Source organism: Sphingomonas sp. Ant H11, from assembly GCF_000797515.1.
Classification (GTDB): Bacteria; Pseudomonadota; Alphaproteobacteria; order Sphingomonadales; family Sphingomonadaceae; genus Sphingomonas.
Window position 1 is genome coordinate 47,416 of record NZ_JSBN01000007.1, and the last position, 24,949, is coordinate 72,364.

At 64.1% G+C, this 24,949-nt stretch carries 16 protein-coding genes and 2 pseudogenes; 15 read left to right on the top strand and 3 right to left on the bottom strand.

The window, feature by feature from the left end:
* Window positions 1–29 precede the first annotated feature (29 nt).
* A complete protein-coding gene (locus NW75_RS01980) occupies window positions 30–1,211 on the bottom strand; it encodes a M24 family metallopeptidase (RefSeq protein ID WP_033963400.1) in 1,182 nt (393 codons plus the stop codon).
* Entirely contained in the window at window positions 1,208–2,443 is a 1,236-nt protein-coding gene (locus tag NW75_RS01985) for an NAD(P)/FAD-dependent oxidoreductase (protein ID WP_033963472.1), read from the bottom strand. Before NW75_RS01985 ends, NW75_RS01980 begins: the two co-directional genes overlap by 4 nt.
* A gap of 81 nt (window positions 2,444–2,524) precedes the next feature.
* On the opposite strand from NW75_RS01985, the gene NW75_RS01990 reads away from it, so the two are divergent.
* The 5 genes from NW75_RS01990 to NW75_RS02010 are packed head-to-tail and all read left to right on the top strand — an operon-like array spanning window position 2,525 to window position 8,138.
* Complete coding sequence (locus NW75_RS01990) at window positions 2,525–3,439, top strand: dihydrodipicolinate synthase family protein (RefSeq protein WP_033963407.1); 915 nt, start codon at window positions 2,525–2,527, stop codon at window positions 3,437–3,439.
* A 9-nt stretch (window positions 3,440–3,448) separates the two neighbouring features.
* Window positions 3,449–4,447 (top strand): 4-hydroxyproline epimerase, encoded by a 999-nt coding sequence (locus NW75_RS01995; RefSeq protein ID WP_033963408.1) that lies wholly within the window; start codon window positions 3,449–3,451, stop codon window positions 4,445–4,447.
* Between the two features lie 32 nt (window positions 4,448–4,479).
* On the top strand, window positions 4,480–5,136 hold the full coding sequence (locus NW75_RS02000) for a GntR family transcriptional regulator (protein WP_033963409.1): 657 nt from the start codon (window positions 4,480–4,482) through the stop codon (window positions 5,134–5,136).
* 21 nt (window positions 5,137–5,157) lie between these two features.
* Complete coding sequence (locus NW75_RS02005) at window positions 5,158–6,570, top strand: amino acid permease (protein WP_033963411.1); 1,413 nt, start codon at window positions 5,158–5,160, stop codon at window positions 6,568–6,570.
* Window positions 6,571–6,572: 2 nt separating this feature from the next.
* Window positions 6,573–8,138 carry a glycoside hydrolase family 27 protein gene (locus NW75_RS02010; RefSeq protein ID WP_231564895.1) on the top strand — a complete coding sequence of 522 codons (1,566 nt, stop codon included), beginning with the start codon at window positions 6,573–6,575 and terminating at the stop codon, window positions 8,136–8,138.
* A 239-nt stretch (window positions 8,139–8,377) separates the two neighbouring features.
* Here the strand turns inward: NW75_RS02010 and NW75_RS02015 are convergent, their stop codons facing one another.
* The gene (locus tag NW75_RS02015) at window positions 8,378–11,527 is read right to left on the bottom strand and encodes a TonB-dependent receptor (RefSeq protein ID WP_033963414.1); all 3,150 of its coding nucleotides are present in this window, start codon (window positions 11,525–11,527) and stop codon (window positions 8,378–8,380) included.
* Between the two features lie 222 nt (window positions 11,528–11,749).
* On the opposite strand from NW75_RS02015, the gene NW75_RS02020 reads away from it, so the two are divergent.
* The 10 genes and pseudogenes from NW75_RS02020 to NW75_RS02065 all read left to right on the top strand — a co-directional run bounded on the left by NW75_RS02020 (window position 11,750) and on the right by NW75_RS02065 (window position 24,916).
* Window positions 11,750–12,496 (top strand): FadR/GntR family transcriptional regulator, encoded by a 747-nt coding sequence (locus NW75_RS02020; protein WP_231564885.1) that lies wholly within the window; start codon window positions 11,750–11,752, stop codon window positions 12,494–12,496.
* A 283-nt stretch (window positions 12,497–12,779) separates the two neighbouring features.
* Window positions 12,780–13,991 (top strand): D-mannonate dehydratase ManD, encoded by a 1,212-nt coding sequence (gene manD / locus NW75_RS02025; protein WP_033963416.1) that lies wholly within the window; start codon window positions 12,780–12,782, stop codon window positions 13,989–13,991.
* A pseudogene (locus NW75_RS02030) lies at window positions 13,988–15,257 on the top strand (MFS transporter). Before manD ends, NW75_RS02030 begins: the two are co-directional and overlap by 4 nt.
* A gap of 35 nt (window positions 15,258–15,292) precedes the next feature.
* A complete protein-coding gene (locus tag NW75_RS02035; RefSeq protein WP_033963418.1) occupies window positions 15,293–16,513 on the top strand; it encodes an SGNH/GDSL hydrolase family protein in 1,221 nt (406 codons plus the stop codon).
* 67 nt (window positions 16,514–16,580) lie between these two features.
* On the top strand, window positions 16,581–16,916 hold the full coding sequence (locus tag NW75_RS02040; protein WP_033963419.1) for a hypothetical protein: 336 nt from the start codon (window positions 16,581–16,583) through the stop codon (window positions 16,914–16,916).
* A 481-nt stretch (window positions 16,917–17,397) separates the two neighbouring features.
* Window positions 17,398–19,605 (top strand): annotated as a pseudogene (locus NW75_RS02045) (glycosyl hydrolase 115 family protein).
* Window positions 19,606–20,116: 511 nt separating this feature from the next.
* On the top strand, window positions 20,117–20,626 hold the full coding sequence (locus tag NW75_RS23400) for a protein-disulfide reductase DsbD domain-containing protein (RefSeq protein ID WP_197057683.1): 510 nt from the start codon (window positions 20,117–20,119) through the stop codon (window positions 20,624–20,626).
* Between the two features lie 62 nt (window positions 20,627–20,688).
* Entirely contained in the window at window positions 20,689–22,104 is a 1,416-nt protein-coding gene (locus NW75_RS02055) for a hypothetical protein (RefSeq protein WP_137902385.1), read from the top strand.
* A 41-nt stretch (window positions 22,105–22,145) separates the two neighbouring features.
* Window positions 22,146–23,525: a peroxiredoxin family protein gene (locus NW75_RS02060; protein ID WP_033963422.1), complete on the top strand. Its 1,380-nt coding sequence runs from the start codon at window positions 22,146–22,148 to the stop codon at window positions 23,523–23,525.
* A 32-nt stretch (window positions 23,526–23,557) separates the two neighbouring features.
* Window positions 23,558–24,916 carry a peroxiredoxin family protein gene (locus NW75_RS02065; RefSeq protein ID WP_081988588.1) on the top strand — a complete coding sequence of 453 codons (1,359 nt, stop codon included), beginning with the start codon at window positions 23,558–23,560 and terminating at the stop codon, window positions 24,914–24,916.
* Window positions 24,917–24,949 lie beyond the last annotated feature (33 nt).

A 24,949-nucleotide genomic window follows, 5' to 3' on the forward strand; every position in this document is an offset into this window, starting at 1 on the left:
GCGCCATTCGGGCTATCCCATCGGCGCGTTCAATCGACGAAGGGACGGTCGAGCGATGGTTGGGGTTGGGTGAACCACTGCGCGCCGGTCGCGGTCACATGGAAATGATCCTCGAGCCGAATGCCGAAGCGATCGGGCACGACGATCATCGGCTCGTTCGAAAAACACATGCCCGGTGCCAGCGGGGTACGGTCGCCGCGGACCAGATAGGCGGGCTCATGAATCGACAGGCCGATGCCGTGCCCGGTGCGGTGCGGGAGGCCGGGCAAGCGATAGTCGGGCCCGAGCCCCGCGCGTTCCAGCACCGCGCGTGCTGCGGCGTCGATCGCTTCGCACGGCACGCCGGGCTCGACCGCGGCGAAGGCAGCGGCCTGTGCTTCCTGCTCCAGCGACCAGAGTGCGCGTACATCGTCTTCGACCTGCCCGAAGGCGTAGGTTCGGGTGATGTCGCTGTGATAGCCATCGACTGTGCAGCCGGTGTCGATCAAGACGAGACTGTCGTCTTCGAGTTGCTGATCGCCAGGCAGACCGTGCGGGAACGCGGTCGCACGCCCGAACTGGACGGCGCAGAAGGTCGAGCCTGCCGCGCCAAGCGCGCGGTGTGCGGCGTCGATGAAGCGGATCACCTCGCTTGCTGCGATGCCGGGCCTGAGGATGCGCGCGGCGCGCCGCTGGACTTCGAGCGTCATCGCTTTGGCTTGCTGCATCAGCGCGAGTTCGGCGGCGGACTTGATCATGCGACAGCCGTCGATCGCGGCGGCACCGTCGATCAGCGTTAGACCATGCTGGCGCAGACGCTCGCCATAATGGAACGGCAACAGCGGATCGACCGCAAGCGTCGTACCGCGCGGCAGCGCGTCTGCGACTAGCGCGCTAGGGTCTTCGTCTTCCTCCCACAGCAAAGGCTCGGCAGCGACGGCCAGGCCCGCTTCGAGCGAGCCCAGTTCGAACGCCGGACAGATCAATCGCGGTGTACCGGTCAGCGGTAAGAGCAATGCGACCAGCCGCTCGGTCGGGGACCATGGCAGGCCCGTGAAATAGCGCAGGCTCGCCCCGGCATTGACCAGCAACGCGGTCGCGCCGGAGGCTTCGGTCAGGGCGCGGGCGCGGTCGAGCCGGTCGCGTCGCTCCGCCGGTGCGATCGGCGTGGCGGGTATCTGCCATCGACCGAGGTTCGCCAGTTGTTCGTCCGCCGTGGATCCGCCGATCATCGTCTGCCTCCCTTGCCGCCAAACCGTTCGAGGTCGAACGGGGCCATGTCGATAGGATCCGGGTGCCCGGTGATCATCCCGGCGACGATTTCCGCCGTCACCGGGGCAAGCGTGAGCCCGAGATGCTGGTGCCCGAACGCGTAGAAAAGATTGTCGGCGCGGCGCGACCGGCCGATCGCCGGGAGATAATCGGGCAGGGTCGGACGGCTGCCCATCCAGCGCGTGAAGGGTCCGCCAATGGCAAGGCCGAGGTCGCCAACATGCTGTTCGAGCCGCTCCCATTTGCGCGGGTCGGGCGGGCCGTCGACAGTGCCGAGCTCGACAAAGCTTGCCGCCTGCACTTGCTCGCCAAAGCGCGTGACGATCATCGAGCGATCCTCGAACACGACCGGCGGGAGGTCCTGTGGCCAGCCGGCAGCGGTTCCGCGAATGTGATAGCCGCGCTCGGCGATGATCGGCGCGCGATGCCCGATCGCCGCGACGAGCGGTGCCGAGCGCACGCCTGCGGTAACGAGCACGCAGTCGGCGTCCAGGCCGGGGATCGTCGCGTGTCCGCCCTCGCGCACCAACGTCGCCTCCTGCTCGACGATCGTGCCACCCGCCGCGCAAAACGCTTCGCTCAGCATGGCGGCGAGCCTGGCGAGATCGGTGATCTGGCCGGTACCGCAGAACTGGATGGCACCGGCAAGCGACGCCGTCGTCGCGCTTTCGAACGCCGCGATTTGCGCAGGTGTTGCCGCGGCAAAGCGCGCGGTGCCGGTATCCGCTTGCGCCCACGCCGCGCGTCCTGAAGCTGCGGTCGCGGCGCTTTCCCAAACGACCAGGTGACCGGCTTCGCGCAGCAGATCGGGTGCCTCGATCGCCGTCACCAGGCGTCGCCAGGCGGGCAGGGCGTCCGCGAGCAATCCCGCGAGCGCACGTTTGCCCGCGGCGAAGCGTGTCGGTCGGGCGGCGGCGACCATGCGCAAAGCGAACGGGAGCCACTCCCCGATCGCGGCGAGCGGCAGATCGAGTGCTCCACCGCGTGCGAACAGACGGTCCCCCGCCGAGCGCAACGTCGCGATCGAGGCAAGCGGGGCAGTTTGCTCGGTTGCGATATGCCCGGCATTGCCCCAGGATGCGGCATCACGGCGTGTCGAGCGTTCGACCACAACCACTGCATGCCCCGCCCGCGCGAGCCGTAGCGCGCAGCTGAGGCCGACCACGCCGCCGCCGATCACCGCGATTTTCACTTTTGACTTTCTCCTGTTGCCCTGCAGCATTTCACTTCGTATACCGTATTCCAGATCAAACAAAAGGACGGATCACGGAAAATGGCAATCGGTTGGAGGGGTGTTTTCCCCGCTGTAACGACGCAGTTGCGCGCGGATCTGTCAATCGACCTGGCCGACACGCAGCGCGTTGTCGACGACCTGATCCGCGACGGCGTCACCGGTGTGATCGCGCTTGGCACGGTCGGTGAAAACAACTCGCTCGAATATGATGAGAAGGTCTCGGTGCTCTCGGCGATCGTCGAAGTCGTGGCCGGCCGCGTGCCCGTGCTCACTGGCGTTTCCGAATATGATACGCGCCGCGCGGTGCGTTATGCGCAGGCGGCGGAGAAGATCGGTGCCGACGGCCTCATGCTGCTGCCGCCGATGGTCTATGTGCCGCAACCACATGAGCTCGTCGCGCACTTCAAGGGCGTCGCGAACAACACCGCGCTGCCGATCATGCTCTACAACAACCCGCCGGCCTATCGCACCGTGATCGACAAGGCGGTGCTGACCGAGCTGGTCGATACGCCCAACATCGTCTGCGTAAAGGAATCGGCGCCCGACACCCGCCGCTTCACCGATTTCCGCAACCATTTCGGCGACCGCTATGTCTTGTTCGCCGGGCTGGACGACGTCGCCCTGGAAGGGCTCTATCTCGGCGCGCAGGGCTGGGTGTCCGGCCTCACCAACGCGTTCCCGCAGGAATCGGTCGAACTGGTGCGCGCGTTCGAGCGCGGCGATCACGCCAAGGCGCTCGAAATCTATCGCTGGTTCATGCCGCTGCTGCATCTCGATGCCGAGCATGATCTTGTGCAATCGATCAAGCTGGCCGAAGAAGTGATGGGGCGCGGGTCGGAACGCGTGCTCCCGCCGCGCTTGCCGCTGATCGGCGAACGCCGCGCAAAGGTGATTGCGATGGTCGAAAAGGCTGCGGCGACGCGTCCGACGATCGAAGTGGCCAAGGCGGCCTGAAGGTAGAGCGTGCGCCACACTTTCTTCTGCATAGACGGCCACACCGCCGGAAACCCGGTTCGTCTGGTGGCGGGTGGCGCGCCGCTCCTGAAAGGCGACAGCATGTCGGCGCGGCGGCAGGATTTCCTGTCGCGGTTCGACTGGATCCGCACGGGGCTGTGCTTCGAGCCGCGCGGGCACGACATGATGTCGGGCGGTTTCCTCTATCCGCCGACCACGGCCGATGCCGATATCGGGATCCTGTTCATCGAGACATCGGGGTGCTTGCCGATGTGTGGGCATGGCACCATCGGCATGGTCACGTTCGGGCTCGAACATGGGCTGATCCAGCCCGCGACCCCTGGCGAATTGCGGATCGAGGTGCCGGCCGGGGTGATCGACGTGCGCTACACGACCGACGGCGATAAGGTGACGGCGGTGACCATCACCAACGTCCCTGCCTATGTCGCGCAGCGCGGCATCGCGGTCGATGTCGAGGGGATCGGCCCACTGACGATCGACGTCGCTTATGGCGGCAATTTCTACGCGATCATCGAGCCGCAGGGGGCCTATACCGGGCTTGATGCGCTCGGCGCGGCGCGGCTGGTCGAGCTGAGCGGGCGCATTCGCGAAGCGGTGCGCGCGCAATACGAGCCCGTCCATCCGCTCGACCCGACGATCCGCGGCGTCAGCCACATCTTGTGGGCCGACGCGCCGCTCGCCAACGACGCCGACGGTCGCAACGCGGTCTTCTATGGGGACAAGGCGATCGATCGATCGCCGTGCGGCACGGGCACCTCGGCGCGGCTGGCACACCTGGCTGCGACAGGGCGGCTGAAGGTGGGGGACCGCTTCGTACACGAAAGCTATATCGGCAGCCGCTTCATCGGTCGCGTTGAAGCGGATACCATGCTTGGCGATCTGCCGGCGATTATCCCGTCGATCGAAGGATCGGCGATCGCCACCGGATTTAATACGATCTGGATTGATCGTGCCGATCACTTCTGGGAAGGTTTCCAGGTTAAATGAGCAAACCCGCCGTTTCTCCGGAGCACGCCCGCATGAGCATCGTCGTTCGCACTTTATCGGAACGCGTATTCGAGATCGTCCGCGAGCAAATCGTCACTGGGCAGTTGCCGCACGATTTGCCGATCCGCCAGGATGCGCTGGCGGCCGAGTTGGGGGTCAGCAAGATCCCGCTGCGCGAGGCGCTGGCGCGGCTCGAGCAGGAAGGGCTGCTGACCAGCCAGGCCAATCGCGGCTATTTCGTCCAGCCGATGTCGAGCGCCCAAGCCGAGGAAATCTTCGAGCTGCGGCTTGCGGTCGAGCCGGTTGCGGCGGCGCGTGCCGCGCGCGTCGCCACCGAAGCCGACCGCCGGGCGGCGATCGAAAGCTTCGAGCGGCTCGATCAAGCTGCGGAAGGAAATCTCGCCGAGGTGGCGATCCGCAATCGCGACTTCCACACAGCCCTCGTCCGCCCGGGGGATCGTATCCTGACCACCCAGGTGGTCGAACGTCTCACGATCCTCGCCGAGCGGTATGTCATCGCGCATCTGGCACCGGCCGGCCGCGACGAACGCGCACATGTCGAGCATCGCGGGCTGCTTGATGCCTGGCTGGCGCGCGACGAAACCACTATCGAGTCGATGCTGAGCGAGCATATCGCCGCCACGCTCGACGATCTGCGCATTGAGTTTGCGGCAGCCGCCGCGACCTGATTCATCATTCCAGGAGAGGTCATGTTCGGACCACGTAAGCCGCTCGACAGCGTTACGAGTCACCCCAAGAACGCGCGCCTCGCCAAAACGTTAAGTTGGCCGCATCTGATCGCGCTGGGGGTCGGCGCGATCGTTGGCACGGGTATCTACACTCTGGTCGGCGTCGGGGCCGAACGCGCCGGCCCGGCGGTGATCCTCGCCTTCGTCATCTGCGGGCTCGTATGCGGATGTGCCGCCTTGGCCTATGCCGAGCTCGCAACGATGATCCCTGCGGCGGGCAGCGCCTATACGTTCAGTTACGCCGCGCTCGGCGAAGGCATCGCCTGGATCGTCGGCTGGAGCTTGATCCTCGAATATTCGCTCGCCTGCTCGACCGTGGCGGTGGGCTGGTCGGGCTATCTGGTCGGTTGGATCGAGTCCGCAGGCGTGCATCTGCCGCACGCGCTGCTGGTCGGGCTGCATGGCGGCGGCATCGTCAATTTGCCAGCGGTCGCGGTGGCACTCGCCGTGATGGGCATGTTGATCGCGGGAACGCGCGAAAGCGCGACGCTCAACATCATCCTGGTGGTAATCAAGCTAGTGGCGCTCGGCGTCTTCGTCGCCTTTGCCGCGCCCAATTTCCACACCGCCAACTTGCATCCGTTCATGCCCTATGGCTTCGGCAGCGACGGCAAGCATGGCGTGATGGCGGCGGCGGCGATCGTATTCTTCGCGTTCTACGGCTTCGATGCGGTCGCGACCTCGGCCGAGGAGACCAAGAACCCCGCGCGCGATCTCAAGATCGGCATCATCGGGTCGATGGTATTGTGCACGATCATCTATATGGCGGTGGCGATCGCTGCGGTCGGTGCGCTGCCGTTCACCGCGCTCGCCAATTCGCCCGAGCCGCTCGCTTTGGTGCTGCGCAATCTCGGGCAGCCGCTCGCGGCGCATCTCATCGCATTGGCCGCGATCATCGCGTTGCCCTCGGTTATCTTGGTGATGATGTACGGTCAAAGCCGCGTCTTCTTCGTGATGGCGCGCGATGGCTTGCTGCCGCGTCGCCTCGCGAAAGTCTCGCAGCGTACCGGCGCGCCGACGCTGATCACCGTGTTGACCGGCGTGACGATCGCGCTGGTCGCGGGGATATTCCGGCTCGACGAGATCGCCGAACTCGCCAATGCTGGGACCTTGCTCGCCTTTATTTCCGTTGGCGCGTGCCTGATGGTGCTGCGCCGCACCGCGCCCGATGCCAAGCGGTTGTTCCGCGCACCCGCCCCCTATGTGGTCGGCACGCTGACGATCATCGGCTGCCTGTATCTGATGGTCAGCCTGCCACCGATGACGTTGGTGCGTTTCGCGGGCTGGAACGTGATCGGCCTGGTCATCTACTTCGCCTACAGCCGACAGCATAGCGACGTGACGGCGCGCGCGGCATCGGTCGCGGCGCTTTGAGCGTGCGACCATGGCGGCACATGGTCGCGGGTGCGGTAGCGTGGCTGGGAATGCTGCTCGCCGGATCGCCAGCCGTCGCGCACCCGCTCAGCTTCACCCCGGCGCAGGGGGCCTATGACATCGCGTTCGTGTTCCCCGGCGCACCGGCCAACCCCGGCATCCGCATGCTCGAGCTGCACCGCGCCGCCGACGGGAGCGTGTCGGGCTGGGTGACGTCGGACTGGTATGGCCGAATGACGATGCAGCAGATCGTCGTGACGCCGACGCTGCTCAGTTTCGACATGCGCAATCTCAACACGCCGGGTGTGCCCATCCGTCATTGGCGCGCGCGCGTTCGCGGGCAGAGCGTGCTGCTCGACGGTGGCATCTGGGAGTCGACGGTCGCTCTGACCGGGCACCGCGCCACCGCTGCCGAACGCACCGCGCTGACGTTCCACGAAACCACGCTGCCGGCGCTCGGTACGCTTGCGCCCGACGGCCTCGCTTTGACCCCGCCAATGGGGTGGAGCAGCTGGAACAAGTTCGCCGACAAGATCGACGACACCACGATCCGCGCGATCGCCGATGCGATGGTCTCGACCGGATTGCGCGATGCGGGCTACACCTACGTCAATATCGACGATGGCTGGCAAGGCGGGCGCGGGCCCGACGGGCAGATCCGGCCCAACGCCAAATTTCCTGACATGAAGGCGCTCGCCGACTATGTTCACGCGCGCGGGCTGAAGCTTGGCCTCTATTCCTCGCCCGGGCCACGCACCTGCGCCGGCTATGAAGGGAGCTACGGTCATGTCCGGCAGGACGCGAACACCTTCGCAGGCTGGGGCGTCGACTATCTCAAATACGATCTGTGCTCCGGCGAATATTTCTACGCCGATGCCGACACCGTTCAGCGCAGCTATTACGAAATGGGCGTTGCGCTCCGCGCGACCGGGCGGCCGATCGTCTATTCCTTGTGCGAATATGGCCGGTTCCACGTCGGCAGTTGGGGCAGGGCGGTGGGCGGTCATCTGTGGCGCACGACGGGTGACATCACCGACGATTATGCGACGATGGCGCGGATTGGATTCGAGAAGAATGGCGATCCAGGCGACGCCGGTCCGGGCGGGTGGAACGACCCCGACATGCTCGAAATCGGCAATGGCGGCATGTCCGAAAGCGCCTATCGCACGCATATGACCCTATGGGCGATGTCGGCCGCCCCACTGATGATGGGCCACGATGTCCGTACGACGAGCGAGGCGGCGAAACGCCTGCTTGAAAACCGCGGTGTGATCGCCATCGATCAGGATGTCAGGGGTGTGCAGGGCAAGGCGGTGCGCAAGGATGGCGGCTCGGAAATCTGGCTCAAGCCGCTGGCAGGTGGGGCATATGCGATTGCATTGTTCAATCGTGCCGATGCGCCCGTTACCCTGACGCTACGCCCGGCCGATATCGGGTTGGGGTCGTTCACGGCGATGCGCGACGTCTGGACGGGGGTTGCGCTCGACCCGCAGGTCTCGACCTTCACGGTTCCTGCCAACGATGTGGTACTGCTGCAAGTTCGCGGGGATGCGATGGCAACAAGGTAAAGTTGGCAAACGGCGTCATCAGGTCGATCACGGGTAAAGTGTGACACCGTCCGGTGCGGGTGCTGCCAACAAAACGCACCCATACCTAGCCGTTTCACATCCGCTGGTTGCCCCAACCGCTTTGCCCGGTTGTCCAGGCTGGCGGGTATCGAGGCGCAGATCGACTAAAAGCGCCAGCCCGCCTGCGAAAAAATGGCGGGAGCGGCCGCGCCGCTCCCGCTAAGGGTCCCGAGGGGGGATTAGAAAGTACCGCGCAACCCGACCAGAACCTGTCGACCCGGCTTATACTGGGTGAAGGTGTCGTTGCTGAACTGGAAATAGGATTTCAACGTCGCATCGGTGAAGTTCGCGACGTTTACCGTTAGTTGCGGCAGATTTTTGATGCCGAAGATCTTGTCGAGATCGAATGCCGACGAGAAATCGTACGACGTATAGTCATTGTTGAACAACGCCGCAGCCGGAATGCCGTTCTGCGCGGCACCGCTGCTTTGCGAACCACGGCGGGACGTCGTCGAGACGCGCAACATCACGCCATGCTTCTCGTAATAGCCGGTGATATTGTAGGTGAAGGGAGCGACGCCATAAGCGATCGCGGCGCCCTTGCTCGTCTGGTCGACGATCGTCGCGTTGGCGTTGAAGCCGAAGCCGGTCACGCCGATGTGCTTGGTCAGGAAGTCGAGCGGCTGGACCCACTGGAATTCGAGGCCGTTGATCGTCAATTTGTCGGGCACGTTGGTCTGCGACGTAAGTTGGACCTGCGCCTGGGTCGGGCCGCCGCGCGAATTGAGCGCGATTTGCTGCGTCGGGTTCAGCGTGTCGTAGGTGATGCCATATTGCGCCAGGAAGCTGAACGGCACCGTCGTGATATTGGTGGTGGTGAAGCCGGTGATCGACTTGCGGAAGGCGTTGACGCTGATCACCCCTTCACGACCGGTATAATATTCGAAGCCGAGGTCGAGATTGGTCGACAGATAGGGTTTGAGCGCGGGATTGCCGATCGTTGCCTGGTCGGCCGAGGGTGCGCCGAAGTTGACGCCGGGCAGCTGCGCCGAGGGATCGGGCCGGGTCATGGTGCGCGACCCGGCGACACGGACGACGGCATGCGCGCCAATGTCGTAAGCGAAGGTCGCGGCGGGCAGCCAGTTGCGATATTCGTTGCGCGTAGTCACGCTCGTCGAGATGTTCGGATACCGGCTGCCATCGGGCAGCGAGGCACCGCCGGCGAGCGTGTTGCGCGGATCCGGCAGCGACACCGTCCCCGTGATCGTCTGGATCGTGTCGACGAAGCGCAGGCCTGCATTGAAGCGCAGCGTGTTGCCGCCAAGCTCCTGCGATCCGTTCAGCGTGGCGAAGGCCGACTTGACGACCTCGCGAATATAGCCGCCGCTTGCGCCGGTGTTCGCCCCGCCCGAGGCGGGCTCGTTATCGTGGAACTGCTGATAATTGGTCGCATTGGCGAATTTCGGGAAGTCGACCGTGACGAAGCCGGCCGGCCCCGGGATCAGATAGCTTGGAAACGCGCTGTTGGGGACGAGCGAGCCGCCATAGCTGACGGTGCCGGTCTGCCCGGCGGTCGCGCCGGTGCCGTAGCCGGGATAGGTCGGGTAGCCTGCAGGAGCCGCGCCGGGCGAATTGATCCCTGCGCATGGCGGCTGGCTGTTGGGCGACCCCACAAAGATGCTGGGATTGTTGCCGCAGACCGCATTCTGCCACGCCTGGCTGTTGTCGAAGCCCTGGATCAGGCGGGAGACGTCGTCATAATCACCGCCGACCTTGAGGTTCAGCTTGGGGCCGCCCCAGGTCAGATCGGCGCGCGCGCCCTTGGTCTTGTTGATGCGCCGCTCGTCCTGGATGTTGACGCGGGAGCCGGCGTTCCAGCCGAAGTTCGCCGGATTGTTGAGATCGATGTTCGGCGTGATCACCGGGCCGTTATCGGTGTTGGCGTAGGTGACCGTCGTGCCCACGCCAAGCGGGGTGGTCGCGCCGACCGTCGGGCTTTCGCGGTGGAAGGTCGAACGCGAGTAATTGCCCTGCGCCGTCAGCTTGAGCGTGTCCGAGATTTCCCATTCGCCGCCCGGATTGACGCTGAACAGCTTGGTCGTCTCGATATAGGGGCGGAATTCGTCGAAGAACTGGGCGTTGGCAAAGGTGCCGCCGGTGACCGAGCAGCCTGCGCTGCAATCGGCCTTGTCGAACGTCATGTTGAGCGGAATGATGGCGCTATTGCGCACGATCCACGCCATATCCTCGCGGATCAGATTGTTATGCTTATAGCCATACAGGCTATCGACATAGAAATGGAGCGTGTCGCTCGGGCGCCATTCCACGCTGACGATCGCGTTGACACGGTCGCGCGTTCCGCGCTCGTCGGAAGTCCGCCCCAATCGCGGTAGCAACGCGTTATCGATCTGCTGGATGGTGGCACCGGGATTGTGCGCCAGGAGGAAGGCCTGGTCGATGACAGTCCCCGCCACCAGACCGCCGCCCGCGCCTGTCGGCACGACCGAGGGAATCGTCCAGTTGCCGCCGCCGGTGCTGTTGCAACCGGTCGCTGCGCCGCACTGCGCGGCGGTCAGCGCCGGATTGGTATAGCCGATCGTCTCAAAGCCGCGTGTATCGGTGAATGAGCGCTGGCCGGACAAACCGGCGAGGATGCCGATCGTGTCGTTGTGCCAGCTGCTGATCAGCGAGCCGCGCACGCCGATCCGGTTGGCATCGCCTTGCTGCGACCCTTGCACATTGTACGCCAGGTAATTTTTGGCGCGGTCGAACGGCCGGGCGGAACGCAGATCGACATTGCCTGCGGCACCGCCTTCGAGCAGATCGGCGGTATAGCTTTTGTTGACCGTCAGCTTGGTGAAGAGATCGGTTGGGAAAAAGCTGAGGTCGACCGAGCGATCGGTACCCTGAGCGTCGGTCGCACCCGAGGACGCAACCGCGATCGGCGCGCCGTTCAACGTCACGTTGGTGAAATTGGAACCAAGCCCGCGGATGGCGACATTGGTGCCTTCGCCCGTAATGTCGCGCGTGATCGTCACGCCGGAAATGCGATTGAACGATTCGGCGATGTTGGTGTCGGGGAACTTGCCAATGTCCTCGGCGAAGATCGCATCGGTAAAGCCGGTCGACGCACGCTTGGCATTCGTCGAGAGCGCCAGGCTGTTGCGATAGCCGGTCACTACGATGTCGTCGGTGGGTGCTGTATCGGGCAAGGTTTCTTGCGGCGAAGCGCTCGATTGCACGGCTGCAGGCGGGGAAGCCTGCTCGCCAGAGCGTGGCGGAACAGCTGTGGACTGCGCGAACGCGTCCTGGGCGCAAAGGCCTGAAAGAATGGTTGCCCCAAGAAGCGCGCCCCGTGTCAGGCGTGCGGCACCGGTGAGAAAGCTCATGTCAGATCCCCTTCCTAATTATGCACGCGCCACGTTTTCCAGCGCTATGATTGCGCTACCATTTGGCCTGACAGGCAGTGTCTGTCAAACACAAAAAAGACAAGCTGTAAGGCCAATCGATCAGATAATTGCGCTGCGGGCATTGCTGCGGCATGCTGCGCGGAGGGTGCTCACCGCTCGTGTTGCGGGGATATGATGCGCCGCAGGGCAACCGGAAGGACGATGGGGAAATTGAAGACCGTACGTCTCTACGCGGACATCGCTCGGCAGATTGGCGGGCAAATTCTTGCTGACCATTATCCGATGGGCACACGTCTTCCCTCGGAGCGCGAGCTCTCGGAGGCGTTCAACGTATCGCGGCCGACGATTCGCGAAGCGTTGATCGCGCTGGAGGTGGATGGGCTCGTCGACATCCGGATGGGGTCGGGGGTGTACGTTTCTGCGAAGACCCCGCGCGGCGGCAAATTCTCGGCGATCGGGGTGGGGCCGTTCGAGCTTCTGGAGGCGCGCCGCGCTATCGAGGGCGAGGCCTGCGCGATCGCCGCCACGCGCGTCGATGCGCATGACATCAAGGAACTCAAAACGCTTTTCGATAATCTGGTGGCTGCGGGCGAAGATGTTGAAAAAGCCGAGACGTTCGATCACCAGTTTCACATCAGCATCGCCAGAGCCACTCGCAACAGTGCGATTTCCGGCGCGGTCGAGGCGCTGTGGCAGGCCCGGCTGCGTTCGCCGCAGGAGAAAGCGATGTCTCAAAAGGCGCATCGCGCCGGGGTCGGGCCGCGAATCGACGAACATTTTGCAATCTTTGAGGCGCTCGCGGCACGCGACCCGGATTTGGCGCGCGGGGCGATGCGGGCGCATCTCGACAAGGTGCTCGCCGCTCTGATCCAGGCGACCGAGGTCCAAGAGATTGCCGAGTTGGACGCGAGTCTCACGGCGCGGCGGCAGAGATTCGGCCTGGCATAGTCTCTCGTCCGGGCGGCGCGGGGGTGTGGGGTTCCGCTAAACCTGCCTGACAGACATCATTGACAAGGTGGCGCTTAGGCTATCATGGTAGCGCTATCGTAAAGAGGCCGCCGCAGAGCGTCCATCGCTTCGTCGAAGCGACCGACAGGAAGGATGCCATGACCGGACACGCCAGTCCTCGCGCGACACGCCCCTGCTGCGATCGCATGATCGGCGCGGCGAAGGTCATGCCGACCTGATCGCTGCCATACCTTATTCCTCCCCACCCGCTCGGAAAGACCCCATGCCCCAGATTATCGATGCCAAGGTGATCGTCACTTGCCCTGGCCGCAATTTTGTGACGCTCAAGATCGAGACCGAGAACGGCGTTTACGGTCTTGGCGACGCCACGCTCAACGGGCGCGAGCTTTCGGTCGCGAGCTATTTGACCGACCATGTCATTCCCTTGCTGATCGGGCGCGATGCGCATCGGATCGAGGACATTTGGCAATATCTCTACAAGGGTGCCTATTGGCGGCGCGGCCCGGTGACGATGAGCGCGATCGCGGCGGTCGACACCGCCTTGTGGGACATCAAGGGCAAGATCGCCGGGCTCCCGCTCTACCAATTGCTCGGTGGTGCGAGCCGGGATGGCGTGATGGTCTATGGCCATGCCAATGGCGTCTCGATCGATGAGACAGTCGAGGTCGCACGCGATTATCAGCGGCAGGGGTATAAGGCGATCCGGCTGCAATGCGGCGTGCCGGGGCTGCCCTCCACTTACGGCGTGTCGAAGGACAAGATGTTCTACGAACCTGCCGATGCCGATCTGCCGACCGAGAATCTGTGGTCGACCGAGAAATATCTGCGCGTCGTGCCCGAGCTGTTCAAGGCGGCGCGCGCGGCGCTCGGCTGGGACGTGCATCTGCTGCACGACATCCACCACCGGCTGACGCCGATCGAGGCGGGGCGGCTGGGCAAAGATCTCGAGCCGTATCGCCCGTTCTGGCTCGAGGATGCGACGCCTGCCGAGAATCAGGACGCGTTCCGCCTGATCCGCCAGCACACCACTACGCCGCTTGCAGTGGGGGAGATCTTCAACTCGATCTGGGACGCCAAGCATCTGATCGAGAACCAGCTGATCGACTATATCCGCGCGACCGTCGTCCATGCCGGCGGCATCACGCATCTGCGTCGGATCGCGGCGCTGGCAGATCTTTACCAGATCCGCACCGGCTGCCACGGCGCGACCGATCTGTCGCCAGTGTGCATGGCGGCGGCGCTCCATTTCGATCTGTCGGTGCCCAATTTCGGCGTACAGGAATATATGCGACACACCGCCGAGACCGATGCGGTGTTCCCGCATGCCTATAGCTTCGAGCGCGGGATGATGCATCCGGGCGAGAAACCCGGCCTTGGCGTCGAGCTCGACGAAGTGCTCGCCGCGCAATACCCGTATAAGCGCGCCTATCTCCCGGTGAACCGTCTCGAAGACGGCACGATGTACAATTGGTGAGCGGCCTCGCACGACCGCGCGGTAACGTCCGCTGGGTAATTTGCGGCCTGCTGTTCGCCGCGGTCGTGCTCAGCTACGTCGATCGTCTCGTCCTGCCGGTGCTGAAACCTAGCTTGCAGGCACAATATGGCTGGAGCGAGCAAGGGTATGCCAATCTCGCAATCTGGTTCCAGGGCGCTTACGGCCTCGCTTATGTGCTGTTCGGTCGCCTGGTCGACCGCGTCGGCGCGCGGATCGGCTATGCGCTGGCGGTGACCTTATGGACGATCGGCCACGTCGCGCACGTGCTGTTCACCAGTACGCTCGGCATGGCATTCGCGCGGGTGCCGCTCGCGATCGGCGAGGCGGGCGCGTTTCCCGCAGCCCTCGCCGCGACGGGCGAATGGTTCCCCAAATCCGAGCGCGCACTGGCGATCGGCATCTTCAACGCCGGGTCGAACGTCGGTGCGATCGTTACCCCGCTGGTCGTGCCGGTGATCGCGGTGACCTTTGGCTGGCGGATGGCGTTCATTGCCACGGGCGCGCTGACGATCCTGTGGCTGATCGCCTGGCTTGGCTTCTATCGCCGTCCGCGCGACCATGCCTCCGTCTCGGCGGAGGAACTCGCCTGGATCGAACGCGAGCCGGCCGAGCGGGCGCGGCCGATCGCGTGGCGCAAGCTGCTCGGGCTGCGCCAGACCTGGGCCTATATGCTCGGGCGCTTCCTGATCGATCCCGTGTGGTGGACTTTCCTGTTCTGGCTGCCCGATTTCTTCAACCGGCAATACCATGTGAAGATGCTCGACTTCGGGCCGCCATTGGTCGCGGTGTATCTGCTTGCGGATGTCGGTTCGATTGGCGGCGGCTGGCTGTCGTCGCGGCTGCTGTCGCGCGGCTGGGCCACGGGCCGCGCGCGCAAGACCGCGATGTTCGCCTGTGCCCTGTTCGCGCTGCCGATCGCCTTTGCCGCGCACGCGCCAATCTGTGGACCGCAGTACTGCTGATCGGTCTCGCCTGCGCGGCGCATCAGGCTTTTCGGCCAATGTCTATGCGCTGCCGGGCGACCTGTTCCCGCGCGGGCGTGCTGGATCGGTGATCGGGCTCGGCGGGCTGACGGGTGCATTTGGCGGGATGATCATGGCGAAGTTCGCGGGGACGATTCTCGCTACGCTCGGCAGCTACCAGCCGATTTTCCTCGTCGCATCCTGCGCCTATCTGGTCGCGCTCGGCGTGATCCATGTGCTCGTTCCGCGCTACGCGCCGGTGTCGCCCGAGCAGATCGCGTGATGCGTCGCGCCGTTATTCCATCGGGAGACTAGCCAATGATCGTCCGTTCTGTGGCCGCGATGCTCGCTCTCTCCACCCCTGCGCTGGCCAGCGCAGCGCCTGGCCCGCGCTGTGCGACACAATGGAGCGCGAGTTGGGCGTCGTCGCAAAAGGACCCGGATCAGGCAGATACCGGGATTGCCACGAAATTGCGCGACGCGACGCTGCGCCAGACGGTGCGCCTGTCGGGCGGCGGCGCGCGGCTGCGGATCCACCTCTCCAACCTTGTCGGCACGGCCCCGCTGACGATCGACTCGGTGCATCTCGCCCTGGCCGAGGCGAGCGGTTCGGCGCGTGTCCGTGCCGGCAGCGATCACACGCTGTCGTTTGGCGGGCTTGCGCAGGTGACGATCCCCGCCGGTGCCGAATATGTGTCGGATCCGATCCCGTTCCCGGTGCCAGATCGCACGACGCTTTCGATCAGCCTCCATCTGCCGCAGGCACCGAGCGGCGTGACCGGCCACCCCGGTTCGCGCACGAGCAGCTACGTCGCCGCCGGCAACCACGCCGCGGATGCGGAGCTCACCGGCGAACGTGTCGAGCATTGGTATTTCATATCGGGCGTCGATGTCGCCGGATGTGGTGGCACGATCGTCGCGCTCGGCGATTCGATCACCGACGGGCGTGGTGCCACGACTGACGGTGACGATCGCTGGACCGACGTGCTCGCCGCGCGCCTGCCAGTGGGCGCGGGCCTGTCGATCGTAAATCAGGGCATCGGCGGCAATCGCGTGTTGCGCGACGGGCTCGGGCCCAACGCGCTCGCGCGGCTCGACCGCGATGTTCTGGCGCAGCCGGGCGTGCGCTATCTGATCGTACTCGAGGGGGTCAACGATCTCGGCGTGCTGACGCGCGACCATCCCGTCCCGGAGGCCGAGCATGCAGCACTCGTCGCCGATCTCGAGCAAGGCTATCGCCAAATCGTCGCACGCGCGCACGATCGCGGGATCAAGGTGATCGGCGCGACGATCCTGCCGTTCGGCGGATCGGCTTATTATCATCCCGGCGCACCCGGCGAGGCAGACCGCGTCGCGATCAACCGCTGGATCCGCAGCGCCGGGGTGTTCGACGCGGTGGTCGATTTCGATGCGGTCATGCGCGATCCGTCGCGTCCCGAGCGTCTCGCGCCGGCGTTCGATTCGGGCGATGGTCTGCACCCATCCCCGGCAGGCTATGCGCGGATGGGGCAGGCGGTCCCGATCGCGCTTTTCCGATGAGCCCATATGGGCGCGGGCTGGGCCAATCTCTGTCCCACCTGGCCCCAGTGCGCTTGCGGGCAGCCTGATGGGCTCTCCGCTCGCTGCTGCGCTCCAGATCGACCGCCGCAGGCCCTGCTTCGACATCGCGGTGCCATGCGGATCGCGGGCGCGGCCCTGCGATCATGCGATGCGCGACGGGGCCAAGGGGCAGGTGCCGGAGTTCGGGGAAGACGCCTGGCATCGGCGCGGGCCGTACCACATGGCAATGGTCGACGCCTCGGCCGCGCGCGGCGTGGACGGCGACAACAGTTTCGATGCCTCCGATGCCGTGCATCCGGTGCGCTTCAGTGGCGCGCAGGATGGCGGGCGGCTCGCCTTCGATCTGTCGGCGAGATCGATCGTGGTTGGACAGGTGCAATGAGGCGGAGCGGCGGGGCATGCCTCTCGGCGGCGTCGGACGAAATTCGGAGAGCAAGATGAGCGGCTATTCACTTCCGGCGCTGTCCCGCCGCACATTGCTGGCTAGCGCAGGGTGGGGGGCGGCACTCGGTGCGCTTGCGGTGCCATCGTTCGCAGCGCCCATGGCGGATGCGGCCCCGGACCCGCTTACTGCATTCCGCCTGATTGCCGATTCAAAGCCTGCGACGGTCTACGTGGATGCTGATGCCGACAGCGCGGTCCGGCGTGTCGCCGCCAGCTTTGCGGACGATCTCGGGCGCGTGAGCGGGAGCCGCGCGGCGCTGATCGAAGGTCGGATCGTGGATGTTCGCGGGCCTGTCGTGATCATCGGCGTTATCGGCCAGAGCCCAGTGATCGACCAACTCATTCGCGCCGGCCGCATCGAAGCGGCCGATCTACGCGGCGAGTGGGAAGCCTTCCGCCAGATCGTCGTCGATGACCCGATGCCCGGCGTGGCGCGCGCGCTGGTGATCGTCGGCGCGGACCGGCGTGGCGCGGTGTTCGGCACCTACGATCTCTCCGCGCGGATCGGCGTGTCGCCATGGCATTGGTTCGCCGATGTACCGGTGCGCCGCCAGCGCGAGATCCTTATCCCCGCGGGCAGTCGCCGCGATCAGCCCAAGGTCAAATATCGCGGCTTCTTCATCAATGACGAGGACCCGTGCCTGTCCGGCTGGGCGATCAGGACATTCGGTGGCGTGAACGCGGCCATGTATGCGCACGTGTTCGAGTTGCTGTTGCGCATGAAGGGCAATTATCTGTGGCCCGCAATGTGGGGCAAGGCGTTCGCGGACGACGACCCCGCGAGCATGGTCCTGGCCGATGCGATGGGCGTGGTCATGGGCAATTCGCACCATGAGCCGATGCTGCGGGCGCAAGCGGAGTGGCACCGCCACCAGGACCAGGGCATCACCGGCGGACCCTGGGATTATACCAAGAACGGCGATCATCTGCGCGCCTTCTGGCGCGGTGGTATCGAACGCATGACGTCGAAAGGGGGCGGCAAGGCCTATGAGTCCGTGGTCACCGTCGGCATGCGCGGCGATGGCGACGAGGCGATGGCCGAGGGCACCGCGACCGGGCTGTTGGAACAGGTCGTCGCCGACCAGCGCCGGATCATCGCCGAGGTTACCGGCAAACCAGCCAGCGCGACACCGCAGGTCTGGGCGCTCTACAAGGAAGTGCAGGACTATTACGACCACGGCATGAAGGTGCCGGACGACGTGACGCTGCTGTTCTCCGACGACAATTGGGGCCAGCTCCGTCGACTGCCCGATCCAGCCGCGCCGCCGCGGTCGGGCGGCTATGGCATCTATTATCACTTCGATTATGTCGGCGGCCCGCGCAATTACAAATGGATCAACACCAATCAGATCGAAAAGGTCTGGCAGCAGATGGACCTTGCCTACCGGCACGATGTCCGCACGATCTGGATCGCCAATGTCGGCGATATCAAGCCGATGGAATACCCGCTCGCTTTCTTTCTGGCGCAGGCGTGGAACCCGGAGGCGATGACGCCCGAGGCGCTCGCCGCCTATCCGCGCGCATGGGCCACCGCAACGTTCGGGCCGGAGCAGGCCGGCGCGATCGGCGAGATGATAACAGCATACAGCCAGTATACTGCCCGCCGCAAACCCGAACTGATCGACCAGACCAGCTTTCCGTTGGGCGGGGCAACCCCGGCGGGGCTCGACGGTGGCGAATTCGGCGCGATGGTTGCAGAATGGGACGCGCTGGAAGCGCGCATGCTGGCGGTGCGAGACCGGTTGCAGTCCGATCAACGCGACGCATATTACCAGCTTATCGAATATCCGATCGCCGCAATGGCGAACCTCTACCGCATGTATTACGGCACCGCTTGGAATCGTCTGCTCGGATCTAAAAATGATTCGCGCGCCAACCACTTCGCCGATCAAGTCGAAGCCGCGTTCCATCGCGACGGCGAACTGGTGCAGCGGTACCACAGCATCAACGGCGGCAAGTGGAACGGCATGATGGCGCAGGTTCACATGAACTACGTCATCTGGAACGACCCGACACAGCAGACCATGCCAAGCATCGTCCGCGTCGGTGCCGATACGCCGAAAGATCGTCGACAGCCGGTCCCCAAATTCATCGCGCGCGCGCCCGCGCCGCCTGGAATCGTTGCGATCGAAGCCACGGCGTTCAGCCGCGTGCGCGACGGAAAGGGCTTGCGTTGGACACCGGTCGCGCATCTCGGCCGTACCGACGGTGCGATGGTTGCTCTCCCGCAGGGGCACCCCGCTACCGACGCGGAGGACAGCGTCTTTCTGGAATATGATATCGTGGTGCAACAGGCCGGGCCCGCGACCTTAGCGCTGTATCTGGTGCCGACCCTTGACGTCGCCGGGCATCACGGCGCGCGGATCGGGGTGTCGATCGACAATCGGCCGGTCCAGATTTTGCGTGCATCGCTCGAAGCAACGGGCGGCGATCAAAATTCTGAGGCGAAGAAACGTTAGGCCGACGCAGTGTGCAATAATGTCGTGCGGCTTTCCACTGGTCTCGGGGAACTCGGAGTCGGTCGTCACACAATCAAAGTCTGGCGGTTCGATGATAACATGGTCGTTCAGAAGCTGGTCCTGGCGACGGTAACTGAACCACTTTCGTATCTCGGGCCTGTGTCATGATATTCGTGGCGTCGGGAGTGGCTGTCGCCTGTTAGAGCGGCTTAGTGGGCTCGAAGTTGCAGCCCGCTTGCGGAAAGTTTTCACCGAGAGAATTTCGACGAGGTGGACGCTTTGCGATCGTTCGCAACTGAGGTCGGCTGACCCGTGGCGCAAGCCGCTGCAGAACGGCTTCGTCTAAAGCTTTAACGGTCGCGCGCGCGACGGGTGCCTGAACGAACAGCTGTTCCGAGCCGACTACCGTGCGCCCGCATAGCAGCTTGGCGTCGGGAAGGGCCGGATTGTCCGGGATGGACCAGATCCACCGGTCCCGATTTCAAATCCCATCAAAATAATAGGAGTTAGTAGTTTTTCTATCAGGCATTGCGAGAAGGCGTCTTCTAGCCTGCTCAGATCAGCATCGGTCGGGCCCGGGATATCGGCGACACCGAAGCAGCTGTTGATCTGGCTGGAGGCGGTTTGCGTGAAGGGAGTGGAACGGGTTCTTTCAAAGGCGAGCCAAGGCTCTGGCCGGGTGCGGGCGTGGTCGCCTCGGGTGGGGTTGGTTTCGCTGGCACTGTCTGCGGCAGCGATCGCCCAGGCCGAGGGCGTGCCACCGAACGCGGCAAGCGAGACTGTGTCATGGAGCCTTGATCCCGTCGTAGCGCCCAGCGCTGCCAGCCGCGCAATTCTTACCGTTCGGGGCTCGATCCGGGAGGGCTGGCACGTTTACGGGTTGAAGCAGTCAGCCACTGGTCCAACGCCGCTCGTGGTATCCGTCGAGCAAAACGCGGTCGCGACAGCGGCGGGGCCAGTCGGCGGCAGCGCGCCCATCGTCGCGCTTGATCCAGCTTTCGGCTTCGTGACGCCATACTATGCGCGCAGTTTCAGCGTGACGGTTCCGGTGCGGTTGCGTTCGCGCCTGACGCCCGGGCGACAGGTCGTTCCGGTCAGTATCCGCTACCAATCCTGTGATGGCCGGATTTGCCTGCCGCCCAAAACGGTCCATGTGACGGTGCCGATCACCATCGCGGCGAAGTCCTGACCATGCCTCGGTCGATCCCAGATCGGTCCGGCAAGCGCTCGGCGCGGGGCCCGGCGTTGAATGTGGTGGGTTCCTGGGGGCTCGGCCTCAGTGTGCTGGCCTTGGGCGGCACGATTGCGACGCGGTCTTTCGTCGATCCGGCCAACGCGCAAATCGCTGTCCAGAACCAAGGATATGTTCCCTATAGCGACGCTCCGATCCGGTATCGCGACCCGGTCAACGATCCTGTCGCAGCGGCGCAACGCGCGTTGGACCAGGGCAGCGCAAAACTCTCCTACGACAAGGATCGCGGCTACCTCCCATCGGTTCTGAAGTTGCTCAAGATACCAGTAAGCTCGCAAACCCTGGTCTTCTCGAAGACAAGTTTTCAATTCACGAAGATCTCGGCCGACCATCCTCGCGCGCTTTACTATAACGATGACGTCTATGTCGGGTCGGTCCATCAGGGAAAGACCATCGAGTTGGTCTCGTTCGATCCGATGCAGGGTGCGATTTTCTATCTGCTCGACGACGTTAAATCGGACAAGCCGACTTTCAAACGCGCCGAACTCGATTGCACGCAATGCCATATCGCGGCCGGCACGCGCGGCGTGCCTGGCGTGTTGCTACGCTCGGTCTATCCCTCGCAGACCGGCAATCTCACTCCGCGCGCGCCGCAATATATCACCGATCAGAAGAGCCCGCTCAAAGAGCGATGGGGCGGCTGGTACGTCACCGGCGCGCTGGCTCCGGCAACGATGGCCAATGCCGCAACCGTTGCGGGGCCTGCCGATGTCAGCCCGGGCGCTGACAAGCCGCTGCCCAGGCTCGCTCCACTCGAAAAACCGTTCGATGCGTCCGCCTATCTCACCCGGACCAGCGATCAGGTCGCGCTGCTGGTGCTCGCGCATCAGACGCAAATGCACAATCTGATCACACTGACCAACTACCAGACGCGGATCGCGCTCTATGCGCTCGCCCAGAACGGTGGAGCGGCCACCGCTGCATCGCTCGATGGCTTACCCGCTGCCACCCAGGACAAGATTCGGCGGCCCGCCGAACAATTGGTGCGGTATCTGCTCTTCGCTGGTGAAACGCCGCTCGGCGGACTCGACCGTCGCAAGGTGATCGCGTCGTCGGCCTTCGCGCGCGAGTTCGCGGCACAGGGCGCGCGCGATTCCAAAGGCCGGTCGCTGCGAGATTTCGATCTTCACGATCGGATCTTCCGCTACCCGTGCAGCTACCTGATCTATTCGTCGGCCTTCGACTCGATCCCGGAGCCGGCGAAGGGGTATGTCTATCATCGCCTGTTCGAGGTCCTGACCGGGCAGGAGCAGGGCGAAGATTTCGCGCGCCTGTCCCTGCAGGATCGCCGGGAAATTCTCTCCATTCTTCTTGAAACCAAGCCAGGCTTGCCGACCGAGTGGCGGACCTACGCAAGCTCCAACCGTCTGCGCGTGGCGCAGAGGGCGATGCCCGGACGAAAACCTGCGACCTGACCTAGCGTATTCAATTTCCAGCCCAACGATCGGAGTGTGCCATGAAGAAGACTTTTAAGGCTACAGCATTTGCGGCCACCTTTCTTGCCAGCGTCGCGGCGACAGCCGTAGCTGCCGATACCGGCAACGGCGCGGTCGTCGGTCGTTGGGACGCCACGCTTTCGCGCGACGGCGTCGAGATCCCGTTCCGCCTCGACATTGCGGCTGACGGATCGGCGATCAAGGGCGTCTTCTATGACGGGTTCAAACCCTATGACGGGACGACCAGCGCCACATTCCAGAATGGCAATCTCGTTTTGAACGTCGATCACTATCTCACCACCATCAACGCCAAGCTCGAGGGCGGACAGCTCAACGGAACGGTCGTTGCCCAGAATCGCGAAACCAGCAGTGACTACAGCTTCCACGCGGTTCGCCACGTCGACGCGCCGACGACCACAGTGTCGTCGGTGCCGCAAGTTGCGGGCATTTGGGAGATTCCGCTCGCTTCGCCGTCGTCCAAGGGGGAAAAGGCGTTCCGCTTCGTCGTGCAGCAGCGCGGTGACGAACTCGCCGCCTCGATCCTTCGTATCGACGGCGACACCGGTGCCTATACCGGCGCATTCAAGGACGGAAAGTGGGTGCTCAGCCACTTTGACGGCAGCCGTCCCGGCGTGATCGTCGTGACACCGAAGGCCGATGGGACGCTTGACGTCCAGCAGCAGATCGCCCGGGCCAAGGCCGTGGCAACCGCCGTGGCGAAGCCCGCCGGCAACGACTATGCCGCCGAAACCGCGCCCGACGGCCGCTATGCCAAGACGCTCGTCGCCTATCGCCCGGACGTAGCGCGCGCGAAGGGCTTTGCGCAGCCCGACAGCTTCCTTACGCACACGACCGTCACCAATCCGAACGAGACCTTCAAGTTCGCCTTCCCGGACAATGACGGCAAGATCGTCACGCAGGACGATCCGCGCTTCAAGAACAAGGTCATCGTCGCGGTCGTCACCGGCACCTGGTGCCCGAACTGCCATGACGAGGCACAATATCTGGTGAAGCTCGACAAGAAGTATCGCGACAAGGGACTGGCGATCGTCGCGCTCAACTTCGAGGAGCCTGAACAGCTCGAAACGCTGAAGCGTCAAAAGGCGTTCGTGAAGCAATATGGCGTCAAATATACCTATCTCGAAGCCGGTTCGCCGGCGCAGATGTGGGAAAAGGTGCCGCAGCTCGCGCATCTCGACACCTGGCCCGCGACCGTCTTCATCGGACGTGACGGCAAAGTGCGGGCGGTCCATTCGGGCTTCGCGTCGCCCGCAAGCGGCGAATATCACACCCAGTTGAACGAGGAATTCACCACCCGGATCGAGCAGTTGCTGGCCGAGGCCCCCGCAACCGTCGCATCCGCCGAAACACGGGCACCGACGGTGCTCGCCGCCAAGTAATCTGAGTCACTGCTTCAAGAAAGGGGTGCCGTATGACTACGTCTCTTAGGAAAATCGTACTCGCGCTGGCGGCCGCAAGTGGAGCGGTCGTCGCGTCGGGGGCCTATGCTGCCGATACGGCCCCCATTGCAGGCCAGTGGGATGCCGTGCTGACCGACAACGGACCCGAGGTCCCGTTCCGGTTGGATATATCGGGTGCAGGTCCGACGCTGCGTGGGACCTTCTACGACGGCTTCCGGCCGTACGAGACCACGACCAGCGCGAGCTTCCGTGACGGAAAGCTTGTGCTCGAATCGGAGCATTACCTCACCACGATCAGCGCGACGCTCAATGGCGGGAAGCTCGTTGGAGAGACGACGCTGCAGGGGCCGGGCTATGGCATCAAATACGGCTTCCGTGCGGTGCGGCATGTCGATGCGCCCGTGGCTGCCGCCACGAATGTGCCTGCGGTCGCGGGCAATTGGGTGATCCCGCTCGATACGCCGTCGTCGAAGGGCGAAAAGGCGTTTCGTTTCATCGTCGAGCAGCGCGGTGCCGAACTTGCCGCGTCGATTCTGCGCATCGACGGCGATACCGGCGCGTTTAGCGGCCGCTTCGCCAACGGCAAATGGCTGCTCAGCCATTTCGATGGTCACCGGCCCGGTGTGATCGAAGTGTCCGCCAATCCCGATGGTACGCTCAACGTCGTTGCGCATTATGAGGCGCTGGCGAAAGCGCTGCGTGGCAATGAAAGCGGCTATTCGGAAGGTGGCTATGACGCCACGCCGCGCTACACCGCCTATCGGTCGGATGTCGCCGTCGCAAAGGGCCTTCCCCAGCCCGACGACTTCAACACGCACACGACCGTTGCCAATGCGAACGAGACCTTCAAATTCGCCTTCCCGGACAATGACGGCAAGATCGTCACGCAGGACGATCCGCGCTTCAAGAACAAGGTCGTCGTCGCGGTCGTCACCGGCACCTGGTGCCCGAATTGCCATGACGAGGCGCAATATCTCGTCCAGCTCGACAAGAAATATCGCGACAAGGGCCTCGCGATCGTCGCGCTTAATTTCGAGGAGCCTGAGCAGCAGGACTCGCTCAAGCGACAAAAAGCCTTCGTGAAGCAATATGGCGTGAAATATACCTATCTCGAGGCCGGTTCCCCCGCACAGATGTGGGAGAAGGTGCCGCAGCTCGCGCATCTCGACACCTGGCCTGCGACCGTCTTCATCGGCCGCGACGGCAAGGTAAAGGCGGTTCATTCGGGCTTCGCATCGCCCGCGAGCGGTGCATATAACACGCAGTTGCAGCAGGATTTCACCAGCAGGATCGAGCAGCTCCTCGCGGAGAAACCGGCGGCCGTTGCGCAGACCGCAAGCACTTCGGCTCGCCAGGTAGCACTCCGGTAACCCTGGCCTGGGGCGGAGCCTCGCGCTTCGCCC